The organism is Haploplasma axanthum (assembly GCF_900660745.1).
GTDB lineage: Bacteria > Bacillota_I > Bacilli_A > Acholeplasmatales > Acholeplasmataceae > Haploplasma > Haploplasma axanthum.
Map to the genome: position 1 here is coordinate 1,019,193 of NZ_LR215048.1, position 16,275 is coordinate 1,035,467.

The 16,275-nt window shown below is 26.1% G+C and carries 13 protein-coding genes; 11 read left to right on the plus strand and 2 right to left on the minus strand.

All coding sequences use genetic code 11. The features are described from left to right. Positions 1 to 17: 17 nt before the first annotated feature. The 5 genes from EXC62_RS04795 to EXC62_RS04815 all read left to right on the plus strand — a co-directional run bounded on the left by EXC62_RS04795 (position 18) and on the right by EXC62_RS04815 (position 8,877). Complete coding sequence (locus tag EXC62_RS04795) at positions 18 to 2,423, plus strand: PD-(D/E)XK nuclease family protein (protein WP_026390705.1); 2,406 nt, start codon at positions 18 to 20, stop codon at positions 2,421 to 2,423. Further along, positions 2,416 to 5,463, plus strand: a complete 3,048-nt coding sequence (locus tag EXC62_RS04800; RefSeq protein ID WP_162849135.1) for a UvrD-helicase domain-containing protein — start codon at positions 2,416 to 2,418, stop codon at positions 5,461 to 5,463. Before EXC62_RS04795 ends, EXC62_RS04800 begins: the two co-directional genes overlap by 8 nt. A gap of 93 nt (positions 5,464 to 5,556) precedes the next feature. Next, positions 5,557 to 6,531, plus strand: coding sequence for a GMP reductase (locus EXC62_RS04805; protein WP_026390707.1), 975 nt, complete (start codon positions 5,557 to 5,559; stop codon positions 6,529 to 6,531). 211 nt (positions 6,532 to 6,742) lie between these two features. Continuing rightward, entirely contained in the window at positions 6,743 to 8,020 is a 1,278-nt protein-coding gene (locus tag EXC62_RS04810) for an ABC transporter ATP-binding protein (protein WP_026390708.1), read from the plus strand. Beyond that, on the plus strand, positions 8,020 to 8,877 hold the full coding sequence (locus tag EXC62_RS04815; protein ID WP_162140248.1) for an ABC transporter permease: 858 nt from the start codon (positions 8,020 to 8,022) through the stop codon (positions 8,875 to 8,877). The genes EXC62_RS04810 and EXC62_RS04815 overlap by 1 nt, the downstream gene beginning before the upstream one ends. A gap of 141 nt (positions 8,878 to 9,018) precedes the next feature. Here EXC62_RS04815 and EXC62_RS04820 read toward each other — a convergent pair whose 3' ends face one another. Further along, positions 9,019 to 9,354 (minus strand): hypothetical protein, encoded by a 336-nt coding sequence (locus tag EXC62_RS04820; RefSeq protein ID WP_026391052.1) that lies wholly within the window; start codon positions 9,352 to 9,354, stop codon positions 9,019 to 9,021. Next, positions 9,347 to 10,657, minus strand: coding sequence for an IS91 family transposase (locus tag EXC62_RS04825; protein WP_129747419.1), 1,311 nt, complete (start codon positions 10,655 to 10,657; stop codon positions 9,347 to 9,349). Before EXC62_RS04825 ends, EXC62_RS04820 begins: the two co-directional genes overlap by 8 nt. Before the next feature lie 99 nt (positions 10,658 to 10,756). On the opposite strand from EXC62_RS04825, the gene EXC62_RS04830 reads away from it, so the two are divergent. The 6 genes from EXC62_RS04830 to recN all read left to right on the plus strand — a co-directional run bounded on the left by EXC62_RS04830 (position 10,757) and on the right by recN (position 16,254). Then, complete coding sequence (locus EXC62_RS04830) at positions 10,757 to 11,461, plus strand: ABC transporter permease (protein WP_084156719.1); 705 nt, start codon at positions 10,757 to 10,759, stop codon at positions 11,459 to 11,461. Further along, positions 11,462 to 12,520, plus strand: coding sequence for an extracellular solute-binding protein (locus EXC62_RS04835; RefSeq protein WP_026390952.1), 1,059 nt, complete (start codon positions 11,462 to 11,464; stop codon positions 12,518 to 12,520). It begins immediately after the preceding gene. A 112-nt stretch (positions 12,521 to 12,632) separates the two neighbouring features. Next, positions 12,633 to 13,010, plus strand: a complete 378-nt coding sequence (locus tag EXC62_RS04840; RefSeq protein WP_162140291.1) for a transcription antitermination factor NusB — start codon at positions 12,633 to 12,635, stop codon at positions 13,008 to 13,010. 4 nt (positions 13,011 to 13,014) lie between these two features. Next, on the plus strand, positions 13,015 to 14,418 hold the full coding sequence (gene xseA / locus EXC62_RS04845) for an exodeoxyribonuclease VII large subunit (protein ID WP_052590011.1): 1,404 nt from the start codon (positions 13,015 to 13,017) through the stop codon (positions 14,416 to 14,418). A gap of 1 nt (position 14,419) precedes the next feature. Next, the gene (gene xseB, locus EXC62_RS04850) at positions 14,420 to 14,608 is read left to right on the plus strand and encodes an exodeoxyribonuclease VII small subunit (protein WP_026390953.1); all 189 of its coding nucleotides are present in this window, start codon (positions 14,420 to 14,422) and stop codon (positions 14,606 to 14,608) included. Next, positions 14,608 to 16,254: a DNA repair protein RecN gene (gene recN, locus EXC62_RS04855; protein ID WP_026390954.1), complete on the plus strand. Its 1,647-nt coding sequence runs from the start codon at positions 14,608 to 14,610 to the stop codon at positions 16,252 to 16,254. Before xseB ends, recN begins: the two co-directional genes overlap by 1 nt. Positions 16,255 to 16,275 lie beyond the last annotated feature (21 nt).

Here is a 16,275-nt window from a genome sequence, read left to right on the forward strand (position 1 = left end):
AATGGGATGTGATGGATATGGATTTTAAAAGTATTTTTGATAGTATTAATAAAGAAAATCAGTATTTAATAATACCAAATAGTTTAAATATGCGAATTGTTAAGAAAAAAAGTGAACTAGAAATTACTAATAAAAGTTTATATAAGTTTAAGATATTAACAGAAAGTGAAGCAATAGATTTATTTTCATTTAAGGTTAATAATGAACTTTTATTATATCAATTACAAGAAAATCATTTGCCTATCTCAATAACAAAAGATAAAATAAAATTTTCAAAATATAACTTTAAGAACTTAAATATTGATTTAAGCAAATTTTTTGATGAAAGTAAAGGCTTTTTCATTACCAACGAACTATTTAAAAAACACATTTCGGATTATCAATTTAGTTTATTAGTTTCAGATATTTATTTAAAACCTTTTTTTGATTTTTATAACATTAAATATCAAACTATTGAATTAAAACCAGAAAAGAATCCAGTATTCCATAAGTTTTCATCTAAAAAAGATGAATTATTTTATTTGTTTGAAAGTATATCTAAAAAATTAAAAAATGGTTTTAACATAAATAAAATCTTTTTGGCAAATATTGATAATACCTATTATGTTGATATTCTAAAAATAGCAAGATTTTACAATATTCCAATTAATTTATCAATTAGCTATACCCTAAATGATTTAAGTTATATAAGAGAGATAATGAGTTTTGAGTTTAACGAAATAATAAAAATTTTAAGTGATAATGGGTATCGTAATGAATATTTTCATGACATAAGAAAAATAGATGAACAAAGATTCGATGATGCGATTAACAAATTAATAAATGTATTTAATAAATATCCTTTAAACAAGTATGAGAATAAATATCTTATTAAACTGATTAATGAAGATTTGAAAACGACTAAGATTAAAACAAGTAAACTTAAGAATGCTTTAAATATTATCTCGTTAGATGAGATAATTGGATTAAATGACGATGAATTAGTATACATATTAAATGCTAGATATGAAGCATTCCCTAAAATAGCTAAAGATAATGATTATTTAGCAGATAACGATAAAGAATTAATTGGTTATCCAACAAGTACTGAAATAAATATTTCAAATAATGATTATTTAGAAAAAATTATTAAGATTAAAGAAATCGAATATGTATCTTATCATGAAAAAGATAAATATAATCAATTTACTCCAAGTGATATAGTGACAAAGTATTTTGATGTAAATCAAAAATACTCTAAAATTACAATTGATGATTTGGAAAATGCTTTTGCTAAAGAATATTATAAAAGTAGTTTTGAATCTCGAGAATCTGATGTTCTTTTGACATCATTTACAGGTGAATTCAAACTAACAGAACAAGAAAAAAATCATCTCTCACAATATATTAAATTAAAAAAGATTGTTTTAACGCCAACAGCAATAACAACCTATTTTAAAATACCTTTTATTTATTACATTGAAAAGATTCTTGGATTAGATACATTTACTGAAAGAGTTGATATTTTACTAGGAAATTATTTTCATGCTTTAATTGAAGCACTAATGAAAATTAAATATCAAGATAAAGTTGTAAGTGATTTAAAATTTAAAAACACATATATAAATGAATATATTAAAAGCTATAAGGAAGAAGAAATAGATTATAGTAAATATTTTGATGATTTTTTTAATTTGTATTTTAAAGATGAAAATGAACTTATTAATGAATTAAAACTCAAAAATATTAATGATTTAAATGAACATGAACGATTAATAATAAAAACTAATTTCTTTATTAAGAAAAATAAAAAAATGATTGTAAAAGCTCTTAAGCAATTAATTGATTTAGAAGACTATGAAGGATCTAAGGAATTATTAGTCGAATATGAAGCTGATCAAAAAGATTTTACTGGCAGAGCTGATATTGTAAAAATGTATGAAGATAATACTTTTGGGGTAATTGATTATAAATTAGGAAATAAAGAAGCGTTTCATTATGAAAAATTGGTAGATGTTTTTAAATCATTACTTAATCCTTTAAATGATGAAGTTAGTTTGTCAAGTCTTAGCTTGCTACAACTAATTTTCTATGGATATTTTGTCTATAAAAAAACTAATAAAAAACTAAAATATATTTCGTTCTATAGTTACTTTGATGATGGATTAAAACTTAATGCATTATCAAATGTTGAATTAGATAAAAACTACTTTAAAACAGGTAAGGATAGAATTATAAGTGATACTAATGTGGATGAGCTATATGGCTTAACAAAGGATTTACTTAATTTAGCTTTAGAATCAATATATGATGCTAATTTCCCTATTAAAGTAAGAAAAGATGTTAAGAGAACTGATGACTTAGAAGATGGCATTTATTCGATTTATGAAGCACTAGCATTTTATAATACTAATATAGAAAGTAGTGATGAAAATGATGACTAAAGAAAAAGTAATAAGTGAATATGGACTAAATGATGCACAGGCTTTAGTTGTTATTGATAAGTCGAAAGAATTAATTGTTCCAGCAGGAGCAGGTAGTGGAAAAACTAAGACGCTTGTAACAAAAGTTGTCCATCTTTTAAAAACTGGTGCCGATTTAGACAAATTTTTAGTTTTAACATTTACTAAAAAAGCTGCAAATGAAATGAAAGAAAGAATTAAGCATGAACTGAAGAAAGCCAATTTAGATGCACTTGCAAACAAAATTGATAGTTCGAATATTTCAACTTTTGATGCTTATGCATATAATTTTGTTAAGCAAAATGCTTCATTGATTGGTCTTGATTCAAATATTGAATTGCTTGATCAAGCGGTTTTCTTTTCTTTGAAAAAACAAATTATGTCAGAAATTATTATGGATATTTATTTAAATAATAATTCGAAGATTTATGAATTTTTAGAAATGTTTACTGATAAAACAAGTGATGAATCAATTGTTAATGATTTAATATCAGTCTATGAAAAATTAATTGAAAAGAAAAATATAAATGAATATTCAACTACTGAATTAATCAAAAAAAGAGTGTTATTTGATAGTGCTGAATTAAGAGAAACATTAGAAGATATTTCATATGAGTTTTGTCTTTTAAATGATGAATACTTAGAAAATCTTTATGAAGTAATGGATTATTTAGATTCAAAAACTGATAATAAAATCGATTTTATTGGAAAAAGATTAAAATGGACTGAAATAGATAGTTATTCAAGAAAAAAGATTGAAAAGATTTTAAAAACATATAAAGACATTTTAAAAACGAATCTAGATCGAGAAGATATTGATGAAGTTTATAGATTACAGGAATATTATTTAGAAAGTGTTCTAGATATTTTAAATGCCTATGATGAAAAGATTTTAAGGTTTAAAGAAGCAACTAATAAATATGAATTTAATGATATTGCTAATTTCTTAAATAAAATTTTAAAAGAAAATAAAGACATTTTAAATCGAACTAAAAACAGATTTAAGTATGTCTTTGTTGATGAATATCAAGATACATCAAGTGTTCAATCTGAATTCTTAGAAATGTTAATTGAAAATAATAATGATATTAATGTTTTATATGTTGGTGATATTAAACAAAGTATTTATAAATTTAGAAATGCAAAGCCTGAAACGTTTATTGAAAAACTAGATACTGTTAATGTTATTTCACTTAGTACAAACTATCGTAGTAGTAAAAGAATAATTGACTTTGTTAATGATATATTTTTAAAGATTTTAAACAATAAAGAAAAATATGACATTGATTATAGTGATAATCATTATATGCAAAGTGGTTCAAAGCTTTTTAGTGAAGATGATTCATCAGCCGATATTTTTATTGAAGAAATATATACTGAAGATCCTGCAAAATCAAAGTACGATGCAGTTGAAGAAGCGTTTGTTGTTGGTTTAAAAATCAAAGGTTTATTAGAAACAAAAAAAGTATCTGCATACAAAGATGTTGCTATATTATCAAGAAATACAACATCATTTAAAATTTTTAAAGATGTTTTTAAATATTTAAACATTCCTCTTCAAGTTCAAGTTGATCAACAAATAAAATCAAGTTATTTATTAAAACTAATGGCTAATATTTTAATGTTAAGTTTGGACATTGCAGTAAATAATAATGATAATTTTAAAAGAAAAAGATTTAATTATTTTTCAGTAGCAAGAAGTGAATTATTCCAAAAAAGTGATTATGAATTATTTAAAGCATTAATTGATAGTAATACACTAGTTGGAAATAATCGAAAACTCGATATTGATAAAGAAATACTTAATAAATGTTATAAGGTTTATGAAGCAATAATGTCGAAAACAAATTATGAAATAATTGATATAATGGTTAAAGAATTTCAAATCTTTGAGAAAATAATTTATGCAACAAATAAATCTGATAAAGAATATCAAATTGAGTATTTATATAATATAGCATCAACCCTTTCGGATTTAAATATTATGGGGAAAAGATTTGTTGAATACATTTATGAATTAGCTTATGATGATAATGTTACATTGAAACTAAGTGTACTACAAGATGAAGAAGAAAATAGTGTTAGACTGACTAATATACATCAATCAAAAGGTTTAGAGTATAATACGTTATTTGTTTGTGGATTAAATAAAAAGTTTGGTGGTAGCCAAATGAAGAAATTAAAGTATGGTAATGATTCTAAATTAATAATGCAAATGAAGTTTGAAGATAATGAAAAGGCTCATGTATATGGTGAAATTAATTCTTTAATAAAGCAAAAGGGTTTAAATGAAGAAAAAGCTTCAGCGTTAAAAGAAGAATTAAGGTTATTGTATGTTGCACTTACAAGACCTAAAAAAGCTCTTTATTTAGTAATGACTCCAAAAGATGATTATACAAACCTTGATTCATTTACAGATTATTTATATGAAAATGATATAACTGATATTGTTAAAAGTAAAAATGTAACAAGATATCAAACATATTTAAAAGATCCGAATTATTATAAAGATTTAAAAGATAGTAATTTATACTATCCTAATATAATTGATAGTTTAAAAGAAAAATCATTTGATTTTAGTAATGAATATGAAGAGGAAATGAAAGCATCAATTGAAATAAATCAGTTAATAGATGAAACATTAAAAAATAATTTATCAAAAGGTACATTATTACACGAGATTTTTGAATATAATGATTTTAATGATCTAAGAGTAAAAAACTTTTATAAAATGAATTTTGATGGTAGAGATTTAAAAGATGCAATTGATATTTATAAAGAGTTACCTTTTAGTTATGAAGAAAAAGAAATAATAGTGAATGGGATAATTGATATGGTTGCAACATACGATAACGAAGTTCATATTATTGATTATAAGACTAGTAATATTGATCCATCTAAATATATGAATCAATTAGAAAGTTATCGAAAATATTTAAAAATGATTTATCCTAATAAAGTAATAAAGACATTCCTTTATTCAATAGCACATAATAAATTAGAATTAGTGTTGCCTAAATAGGTAGCACTTTTTTAACTTGTATCAAAGTGTTAATTAATGTATAATAACATTTGTGAGGTAATACTTCACTATTATTATTTTAGGAGGATTTTGATGCAAGTCTTTGATTATGAGGATATACAATTAATACCAAGAAAATGTGTAGTAGGAAGTCGTAAGGAATGTGATACTTCAATTAAGTTCGGTAAACATACATTTAAAATGCCAGTTGTTCCGGCTAATATGGAAACAATTATTGATGAAAAACTAGCAATTTTTTTAGCAGAAAATGGTTATTTTTATGTAATGCATCGCTTTGATGAAGAGTCAAGAAAACCATTTATAAAACTAATGAGAGATAAAAAGTTATTTTCTTCAATTAGTGTTGGTGTAAAGGAACATGAATATAATTTTATTGAAGAATTAAAAAACGAAAATTTAATTCCTGATTATATTACAATTGATATAGCTCATGGACATTCATTATCAGTAATTAATATGATCAAACATATTAAAAAACAATTACCAGAAACATTTGTTATTGCTGGGAATGTTGGAACTCCTGAAGCAGTAATCGATTTAGAAGAAGCTGGTGCTGATGCAACTAAAGTTGGTATTGGACCAGGAAAAGTTTGTATAACAAAATTAAAAACAGGGTTTGGAACAGGTGGTTGGCAATTAGCAGCATTAGAAAGATGCATGCAAGTGGCAAGAAAACCATTAATTGCTGATGGTGGTGTTAGACATCATGGTGATATTGCTAAATCAATTAAATTTGGTGCTTCGATGGTAATGATTGGCTCACTATTTGCTGGTCATGATGAAACACCAGGAGAATTAGTTGAAAAAAACGGTGAAAAATTCAAATCATATTATGGAAGTGCATCATTTAACCAAAAAGGTACAAAAACTAATATTGAAGGAAAACATATATTAGTTCCATATAAAGGAAGTATTATTGATACATTAAATGAAATGCAACAAGATCTTCAATCATCAATTTCATATTCTGGTGGTAAAGATTTAGATGCTATTAGAAAAGTTGATTATGTAATAATTAAAAATTCAATCTTTAATGGAGATTTTTAAGGGCTAATTGCCCTTTTATTTTTTAGTGAAAAAATTGACAAAGTAAAAAATAAATAAAATTGTTGACATAGAAAAAAAATAATATATAATATATTTGTTCGGTTTATTATTGTTGAACTTTTAGTATAGTTATACTAAACAAACAAATATAAAAATGCTTGTTTTAAAGACTTCTGTCTTACTGTGAGTAAACAAGAATAAGGAGGAAACTATGGCAGCTTTAATTGAATTAAAGGATGTTACAAAAGAATTTAATGGTCAAGTTGTTTTAAGAGGAATTGATTTAGTTATTGAACAAAATGAATTCGTTACTTTACTTGGCCCATCTGGCTGTGGTAAAACAACAACATTAAGAATAATTGGTGGTTTTACTGAAGCAAGTGCTGGTGATGTTATTTTTGATGGAAAAAATATCGCAAATGTTCCTGCACATAAAAGGCCAACAAATACTGTTTTCCAAAGATATGCATTATTTCCACATTTAGATGTTTATGAGAATGTTGCTTTTGGATTAAGAGTTAAGGGCGCAAATATTAACCAAAATAAAGAAATCGCTCAAATAAAAAAAGAATTTCAAGATGAACTAAAAAAAATAAAAAAAGATATTAAACAAGAAAAACTAGAATTAAAAGCTTTAGGATTAGAAACTTCTGATTTGAAAGAAAAGGAAGAGAATATTAATCAAACAATGATTGAAAAAATCGAAGAATTAAAAAATATACGTGATGAAAAAATACATCATATTAAACAAACATTTCTTAATAAAAAAGATTTTGAACAATTAGTTGAAAACAAAGTTACTAAATACCTTAAGATGGTTGGATTAGAAGGTTATGAAACAAGATCAGTAGCAAAACTATCTGGTGGACAACAACAAAGAGTTGCAATAGCAAGAGCATTAATTAACGAACCTAAGGTTTTATTATTAGATGAACCACTTGCAGCGCTTGACTTAAAACTTCGTCAAGAAATGCAATACGAACTAAAAGAATTACAAAGAAGTGCGGGAATTACATTTATCTTTGTTACTCATGACCAAGAAGAAGCTCTAACGATGAGTGATAAGATTGTTGTTATGAACAATGGTGAAATTCAACAAATTGGAACACCAGAAGATATTTATAATGAGCCTGCAAATACTTTTGTTGCCAAGTTTATTGGTGAATCCAATATTATTCCAGGAATTATGAAAGATGATTTACTTGTGAACTTTGATGGCGTTGATTATGTTTGTGTGGACAAAGGTTTCGCTAAAAATGAAAAAGTTGATATAGTTATAAGACCAGAAGATATTGATATTGTTGAATCAGGAAAAGGGTTATTATCAGGTGTAGTTGATAGTGTGGCATTTAAAGGTGTTCACTATGAAATAGACGTTATTACTAAAGACAGGACATATACAATCCATACAACCGATTATCATAAGGGAGGAAGTAGTGTAGATATTACTTTCAATCCTGAAGATATTCATGTAATGGAGGAATGGTAATGTCTAAATTTAGTAAAGATATTAGTTTTAGAGGAATTAAAAAGATTAAGAATAAACGTCCAATGGCATTGTTAGGTGTTCCATATTACATTGTTTTAACATTATTAATTGTATTACCATTCTTAATAATGGTTTTATATGCTTTTAATTCAACAAGTGATGGAACATATGAAATTACTTTTTCAATTCTAAACTTTAAGAGATTTATAACAGAACCTTTGTTTATTAATACAATGTTAGAGTCACTATATTTAGCAGCTCTTAGTACAATATTTACATTACTTATTGGTTATCCGTTAGCATATTTTATTACAAAATTATCTAATAGAAAGCAAATACTAATGATTGCTTTAGTTACATCGCCAATGTGGATTAATATGTTACTTAGAGCAAATGCGATAAAGCAAGTAGTAGATTTATTAATGCCTAGTTTACTAGGAACTGACTTTATAATAGTTTTAGGAAATGTTTATATGTTTTTACCATTTATGGTTTTACCAATATATACAGTACTTGCAAAACTTGATCCAAGTCTTTTAGAATCTTCGGCAGATTTAGGAGCAAGCAACTTTAAAACAATGGTTAAAGTAGTTATTCCATTATCATTATCAGGAGTAATATCTGGATGTATGATGGTATTTTTACCAGCAGCAACAACACTTGTTATACCTAAATATTTAGGTGATGGGAAAAGAACTATGATTGGGAATTTAATTGAAAATGCAGTATTAACTAAACACGAGTATGGATATGCAGCAGCAATTTCAATTATTTTAGGATTAATCTTAATGACTTTCGTGTTTTTATTAAAGAAAGTTGATAAGTATGATGAGGTGCTATCTCGTGAAGAAATCTAACAATCGCTTAAGAAGCATCTATTTTGGAATTATAATTGCTTTTATTTTTGAATAGGAAATTGTATTTGGTCTAATCAAAAAAGGATATACTTAAAAAAACTCCATATTAGAAGTTTATTACAAAGTATAATATATCTTAGTTTATTTTAAAACGTTAAAAGGAATTAATTTTTTAAAAACATCTTTAGGAACAAACTGCAACTTACCACATTCAGGACAGAAATCTAAAGGGAAAGCAGCCTCATTATGAAGAACATCCATAGAAAAATGTTCATAACTTAAATTTAATTCAAAGTGACAATCAAGACATTTCATTTCAATCATATCAAACAAATCAGAATTTTTAAAATAGTTATCAAAAGATAACTTAGGACCAGGGATAAAACCCTCAGCAATACCTAATTCATATTCACGATAAAGATTCTTCTTTTGTGAATTAGACAAAATAGGTTTATAAGTTTTAAAAAGTTTAGGCATCAGAAATATAAGCTCCTTTATTATTATTTGGTAGAAATGAAAGTTTGATATTTAAAACCATCTTGGCACCACAGCTACAAAGAAGGGGATCAAACTTAAAAGTATCTAGCAACATTATACGCCATTTTAATCTAGATTTTAAGTAATCAATAGAAGATTTAGAAACTAATTTAGTAAAAGAGTTAGCACGAGCAGATTTATTAGCATAAAAACCATAGTAACGAATTTGATGAAAACCCTCATCATGGATATGTCTAATTAGTCTAGAAATAAAGATATGAGGATGTTCAGTAATAACGACAGGATTATTAGGATCATCGTGAGGAGTATAACGCCAAGAGACAGTGCTATTAGTAGAATCAAGAGATAAAATATTGGATTCAGCAATAGGAGGATGAGAAGCATATCTAGCAATATAATTAGCAATTTTTTTAGTGTTATAAAATTTAGTAAACTCTTTAATCCTAGGACCGTAAGTATAAAAACCGTCTTTATATTTTTTGATAATTTTAGACCTTAAGATGTTAAATTCACGATAAAGAGAATGATTACCAAAAGCTTTGAGAACTTTAGAAGCTAAGGATAAGAATTTGAACATAAAAGTCTTTCTGAGACGTTCGAAAGGAAAAAAATAAAGATCTTTTTTCTTGTTAAACTTATCAATAGTAGCTTCAGCAATTAAAACATGAATATGAGGATGAAGATTTAAACTACGGCCCGAAGTATGAAGGAAAGCAACGAAGCCAAGCCTAGCATCATCTGCTAGATCTTTTTTAGAAAGATCTAAAGAAAAATGAAGAGAATCATTAACAGATTTAAATAAACAATCAAATAAAGGTCGACACTTCCAAAAGAAAGGTCTTAAATCAAAGGGAAGAGAAAAAACAAAATGACGATGAGGAACAGAAATAAGTTTCTTTTGAATTTCCAAAGAGCGAGAATCACGATATTTATGGCCACAAGAGGAACAAAATCTAGAATGACAAGATAAACCAGATAAATGATAATGATCACATTTAGAGCACTCATAGAAAAGATAGCCCTTAGATAAATTTCTACAATCAATCATAGATTCAACATTTTTAATAATAGAAGAACGAAGTTTATCTTGATGAAGTAATTTAAAAGAAGGCCAAAAAGCGCGAAAAATCTCCTTTATAGAGACGTGATTAGAGTTTAGGGAACGAACATGCTCAAGATTAGAAAGTCTCGTTAATTCATTCTCATAAACAGTATTACCATTTTTAGCAGCAGTGGCTAGTAAATCTTTATAAAGATTTTTAACATAAACATTAGTATCCATAGCTATATTATAAATAATAAGATATGAAAATAAAAGAGGCGATTAGTAATCGCCCCGAGTGAAATTTATTTCACTTTTTGTTATATTCCAATAATTTCGATGATAATATTCTCATTTAATAGTAGTAGATCACTAACAGTATGGACTGGATTTACTTTTGATTGGTATGCTAAATTATTCCAAGATCGGGATATTATGGAAGCTGTTGTTAATACAATAATGATCGCAATCATTTCAACAGTTATCTCAACGATTATTGGAACATTAGCATCTATTGCACTTGCAAAAGGAAAAAAAGTTTTTAGAGAAACAGTTTTAGGATTAAGTAACATTCCAATTCTAAGTCCTGAAATTGTAACAGCAATTGCTTTCTTTGTGTTCTTTGGAGCCTTTTCAATTCAAAAAGGTTTATCAACGATGATTCTTGCACATATTGCCTTTAGTACGCCATATGTAATCTTAGCTGTCTATCCAAAAGTCAAGAGTTTGGATAATGATTTAGTAAGTGCAGCATATGATTTAGGAGCTACTCCAAGACAAGCATTATTCAAAGTTATTTTGCCTCAAATTAAAGTGGCAATTATAGCAGGTGCGGCAATTGCATTTACAATGTCATTTGATGATTTTGTTATTTCGTATTTTTCATCGGGAACAATGGTGAAAAATATCTCCATATATTTATATACCTTAAAGAGAGGTATAGAACCAACGGTTAACGCTTTATCAACAATTATTATGATTGTTATTGGTATAAAAATTGTTTTTGATTATGTAAAATCAGGAAAAAGAAGAGAGGAAAACTAAATGAAAAAAATATTATCTTTAATTGTTGTTGTAACAACAGCATTAGTTTTAGTTGCTTGTAGCAACAAGCCAAGACTCATTATATATTTACCAAATGAGTATATAGATATGTCTGTAATAAAGAAATTTGAAAAAGAAAATAATGTAAGAGTTAGAATAATAAATTTTGATTCAAATGAAGTTGCACTTGGTCAAGTTAAATCAAATAGTTATGATGTTGTAATACCAAGTGATTATGCAATTGAGGAATTAGCAGCACAAGGACTTCTTGAAGAACTCAATACTTCAGAATATTTAGGTGAAGGGTTTGAAAATGCACCTGGTTTAGAAGCTTTCCTAAATCAATTGAATGACGAAGGTTTTAACTTCTCAAAATATGCGATTCCATATTTTTGGGGTAATGTTGGAGTTTTATATAACCACAATATTACAGGCTTAACAGAAAGAGTTAAAACTGAAGGATTTGGCGTAATTGGTGATCAAAATTTAGAAACAATCATCTATGAATCATCACGTGATGCATATATGGTTGCATTAAATGTTAATGATGTCTTATTAAAAGATGCAACAAAAACTGATATTGATAATGCAACGCAATGGTTAATAAATGCTAAAGGACCAAAAACAAGTATCTTGTCAGATCAAATTTTGACTACTATGTTAAGAGGTACTAAATATGATGCAGTTATTACATATTCAGGTGATGCGGCATATATTATGAGTGAAAATGAAAATTACAGTTTTTATGCACCAGCAAATACAAATGTTTGGGCTGATGGATTTGTTATTCCAAAGAATGCTACAAATAAAGAACTTGCAAAAGAATTTATAAAATATATGACTTCATATGAAGCTGCATTTGATAATAGTAGTTATGTTGGTTATAGTTCACCAAGAAAAGATGTTTATGATGAAATGATTGCTGAAGATGGTGAATATGGTGATGAAAGATTGAGAGTAGCATATGCTGCAAAAGTTACGCCATTCCAGTTCTTTCGTTATGATAGTAATTTAAAGAAAATGCTAGATGATGGCTGGGAAATTGTTGTAACAGCATAAAAGAGAATTTATTGGGACTTTGAATAAAAATTCAAAGTCTTTTTTCTTTTTTAGATAAGTTAAAGAAGTAATTTAATGCTAAATATGTTAAAATAAATAATGAGGTGTTATGATGGAAAAAAACCTAAAAAATATGCGTGAAGATTTAATTAATTATTTATATCAAAAAGATTTATTATCATTAGAAGATTTAGAAATTGAAGATTTAGAAACATATGAAGCTTTTAATGATATTAATAATAAGTTAAACGAAATTGATGATATTATTTCTGCAAATTTATTTAACTATAGTATTGATAGATTATCTTATATTGATAGAGCAATTATTAGACTAGCAACTTATGAACTTAAATTTAGTGATGTTGCACCAGCGGTAATAATTAATGAAGCAATTAAATTAACTAAAAAATATAGTGATTTAGATGATGAAAAGCAACATAAATTTAATAACAAAGTAATCGATAATATTAACAAAAGTTTAAGGGGATGATTTTTTGCAAAATCAAACTTTGACAGTAAGTCAATTAACTTATACAATTAAAAACTTATTAGAAGGACAACGAATGTTTCAAGGATTTGTGTTAAAAGGTGAAATTTCAAATTTCACTAGACACAGAACTGGACATTTGTATTTTGCTTTAAAGGATGAAAATGCATCTATAAAAGCAATCATGTTTTCTAACTATGCTGATAAATTAAACTTTGCACCTAAAGATGGAGATAAAGTTACAATCACAGGAAGTATTAGTTTATATGCTCCACAAGGTTCATATAGTGTCAATGTTTCAAAAATGCAAATAGATGGAGCTGGGGAATTATATTTAAAATATTTGGAATTAAAAGAAAAACTTAAAAATCTTGGTTGGTTTGATAAACCAAAAAGAACTTTCCCAAGATATCCAAAAAATATTGGAGTAGTAACATCACCAACTGGTGCAGTTATTGAAGATATTACAAATACAGTTAATAGAAGATATCGTTTAACAAACATCATTTTATATCCTGCCTTAGTTCAAGGACCAGGAGCAAGTAAAAGTGTTGCTGAGCAAATTGAAAAAGCTAATAATGATAATATTTGTGATGTTTTAATTGTTGGCCGAGGTGGTGGATCAATGGAAGACTTATGGGGATTTAATGAATTACCAGCAATCTCAGCAATTTATAATTCTAAGATACCTGTAATCTCAGCAATTGGACATGAAACAGATGATACATTATCTGATTTAGTATCTGATCTTCGTGCTCCAACACCAACTGCAGCTGCAGAACTTGCAACTCCAGATAAATTTGAACTTATTAAATATATAAATGAATCAACAAACAATCTAACATATAAACTAAATAATTTAATTAGAGGTAATGAAACCAATTTAATGCATTTGATTGAAAGAATTGAAACATCAAGTCCTATTAAAAAACTTTCAAATTATCATGAAAAACTATTGAATAGTGAATTATTATTAAAAAACTATTTTAGTCAAAAGATTAATATGCTATCAAATAATCTTAAAAATATTATATTAAAGATTAATAATTTATCCCCACAGACAAAATTAACAAATAGTTATAAAGAAATTGAACAGTTAAAAGTAATTATGAATAAAAACTATAATTATATAATTGAGAGTAATCAAAAGAATATGATAAATGTTTTAAAAGAATTAAAAACCAGTTATGTTAATGTAGTTAGTGTTCAAAGTCAAAGACTAAATTATAATATTGATATGCTTAATAAAGTTAACCCATTAAATATAATGAAACGTGGATTTACAATAATTAAAAATAATAATGGTAATATTTTATCTAGTGTTAAAGATGTTAATATCAATGATGATTTAGAAATTGATTTTCATGATGGTAGAGCATATGCAAAAGTAATTAATAAAGGAGTAAAATAAAATGGAAAACAAAACATTCGAAGAAATAATGAAAGAATTAGAAACTGTTGTAAAAGAGTTGGAAAGTAAAGATATTTCCTTAGATGACGCTGTTAAAAAATATAAAAGAGGAATGGAATTAGCTAAAAAATCTCATCAAATGTTAAAAGAAGCAGAAGAAATTATTGTCAAGGAAGTAAATAATCAATAATGATTCAAATATTAAAAGTTAGAGATTTTGCTTTAATTGAAGATATTGAAATTAACTTTGAAGAAGGTTTAACAGTCCTAACTGGTGAAACAGGTGCTGGTAAATCAATAATACTTGAATCATTACATCTTTTATTTGCTAAAAGATCTGATCAAGAAATGATTAGACATGGTAAAGAAAAGGCAATTGTTTCAGGTTTTTTTAAATTAAAAAAAGATCTTCAAGAACAATTCGAACTTCCTGAAATAATTGAAATAACGAGAGAAATTGATTCTAAGGGACGTCATAAAATAACATTAAACGGTAATACGGTTACTTTGCAGTTTCTAAAAACTTTAACTGAAAAAATTGGTAGTATTCATAGTCAAAATGATACGCTTGTTTTATTAGATCCAAATGAGTATTTAAGTTTTATTGATTTAACAAATATTGATTTGATTAATAAAGGGTTACATAAGTATTTAGTTTTAAGAAGTAATTATTTGGATGCTAAAAAACATTTAGAAAATCTAAAACAAAAGAAAAATGCTGATATTGAGCAAAAAGAATTTTTAGAATATCAGTTAAAAGAATTAAAAACGTTTAAATTAGAAAAAAATGAAAAAGAAGAATTAGAATTAAAAGTTGAGAAATTAAAACACTTTGATAAAATTTTAGTTAGCTTAAAAGAGGCTGATTATCTACTACATGAAGAAATTAAAGTTGATGAAATATATAAAGCTGCTAAACTAATTGAAAAAATTTCTGATTTTGATAATGACTATTTAACATCAAGTGAAAAACTTTTAAATGTTTATTATGAAATTGATGAAGTTAAATCAACAATTAATGATAAACTTGGTGAACTTGATTTTAATGAAAATGAGTTTAATTTTATGCAAGAAAGATTATATGAACTTCAAAAATTAGAAGATAAATATAAAAAAACAATTGAAGAACTAATAATATACCAAGATGAAATATCTGAAAAGATTTCATTAATTGATAATTATGATGATTATATTGAAAAATATCAAATAAAAGTTGATAAGTTATTTAGTGATGCATATGATGAAGCTAAAAAATTAAGTGACTTAAGAAAAAAATTAGCACTTAATCTTGAAAAAGAATTAATTAAAGAGTTAAAAGATTTGGATCTTGATAAATCAGAGTTTAAAGTTGAATTTAAAACACATGAAAAAGAAGATAAAATTTTACTTGAAAACGGAATAGATAATATTGAGTTTTTAATTTCACTAAATGAAGGTGAACCGATAAAACCATTATCTAGAGTTGCAAGTGGCGGTGAACGAGCTAGATTTATGTTTGCATTAAAAACAATTTATGCTAAACAAAATAATCTTAGTCTGTTAGTTCTTGATGAGATTGATATTGGAATTAGTGGTAAAACAGCTGCGAAAGTTGCTACTAAAATGTCATCACTAAGTAATGATATTGAATTGATTGTTATTACACACTTGCCACAAGTTGCCGCTAGAGCTAATACTCATTATGGTATTTCAAAAGAACTAGTTAATAAACGAATGGTAACAAGTATTAAAAAGCTTAATTACGAAGAACGTGTTGAAATGATTGCTTTAATGCTTTCAGATGAATCGTTAAGTCATTTTGCTGTTGAACAAGCAAAGATGTTATTAAAAAAATAAAAAGGCTATTAGCCTTTTTCA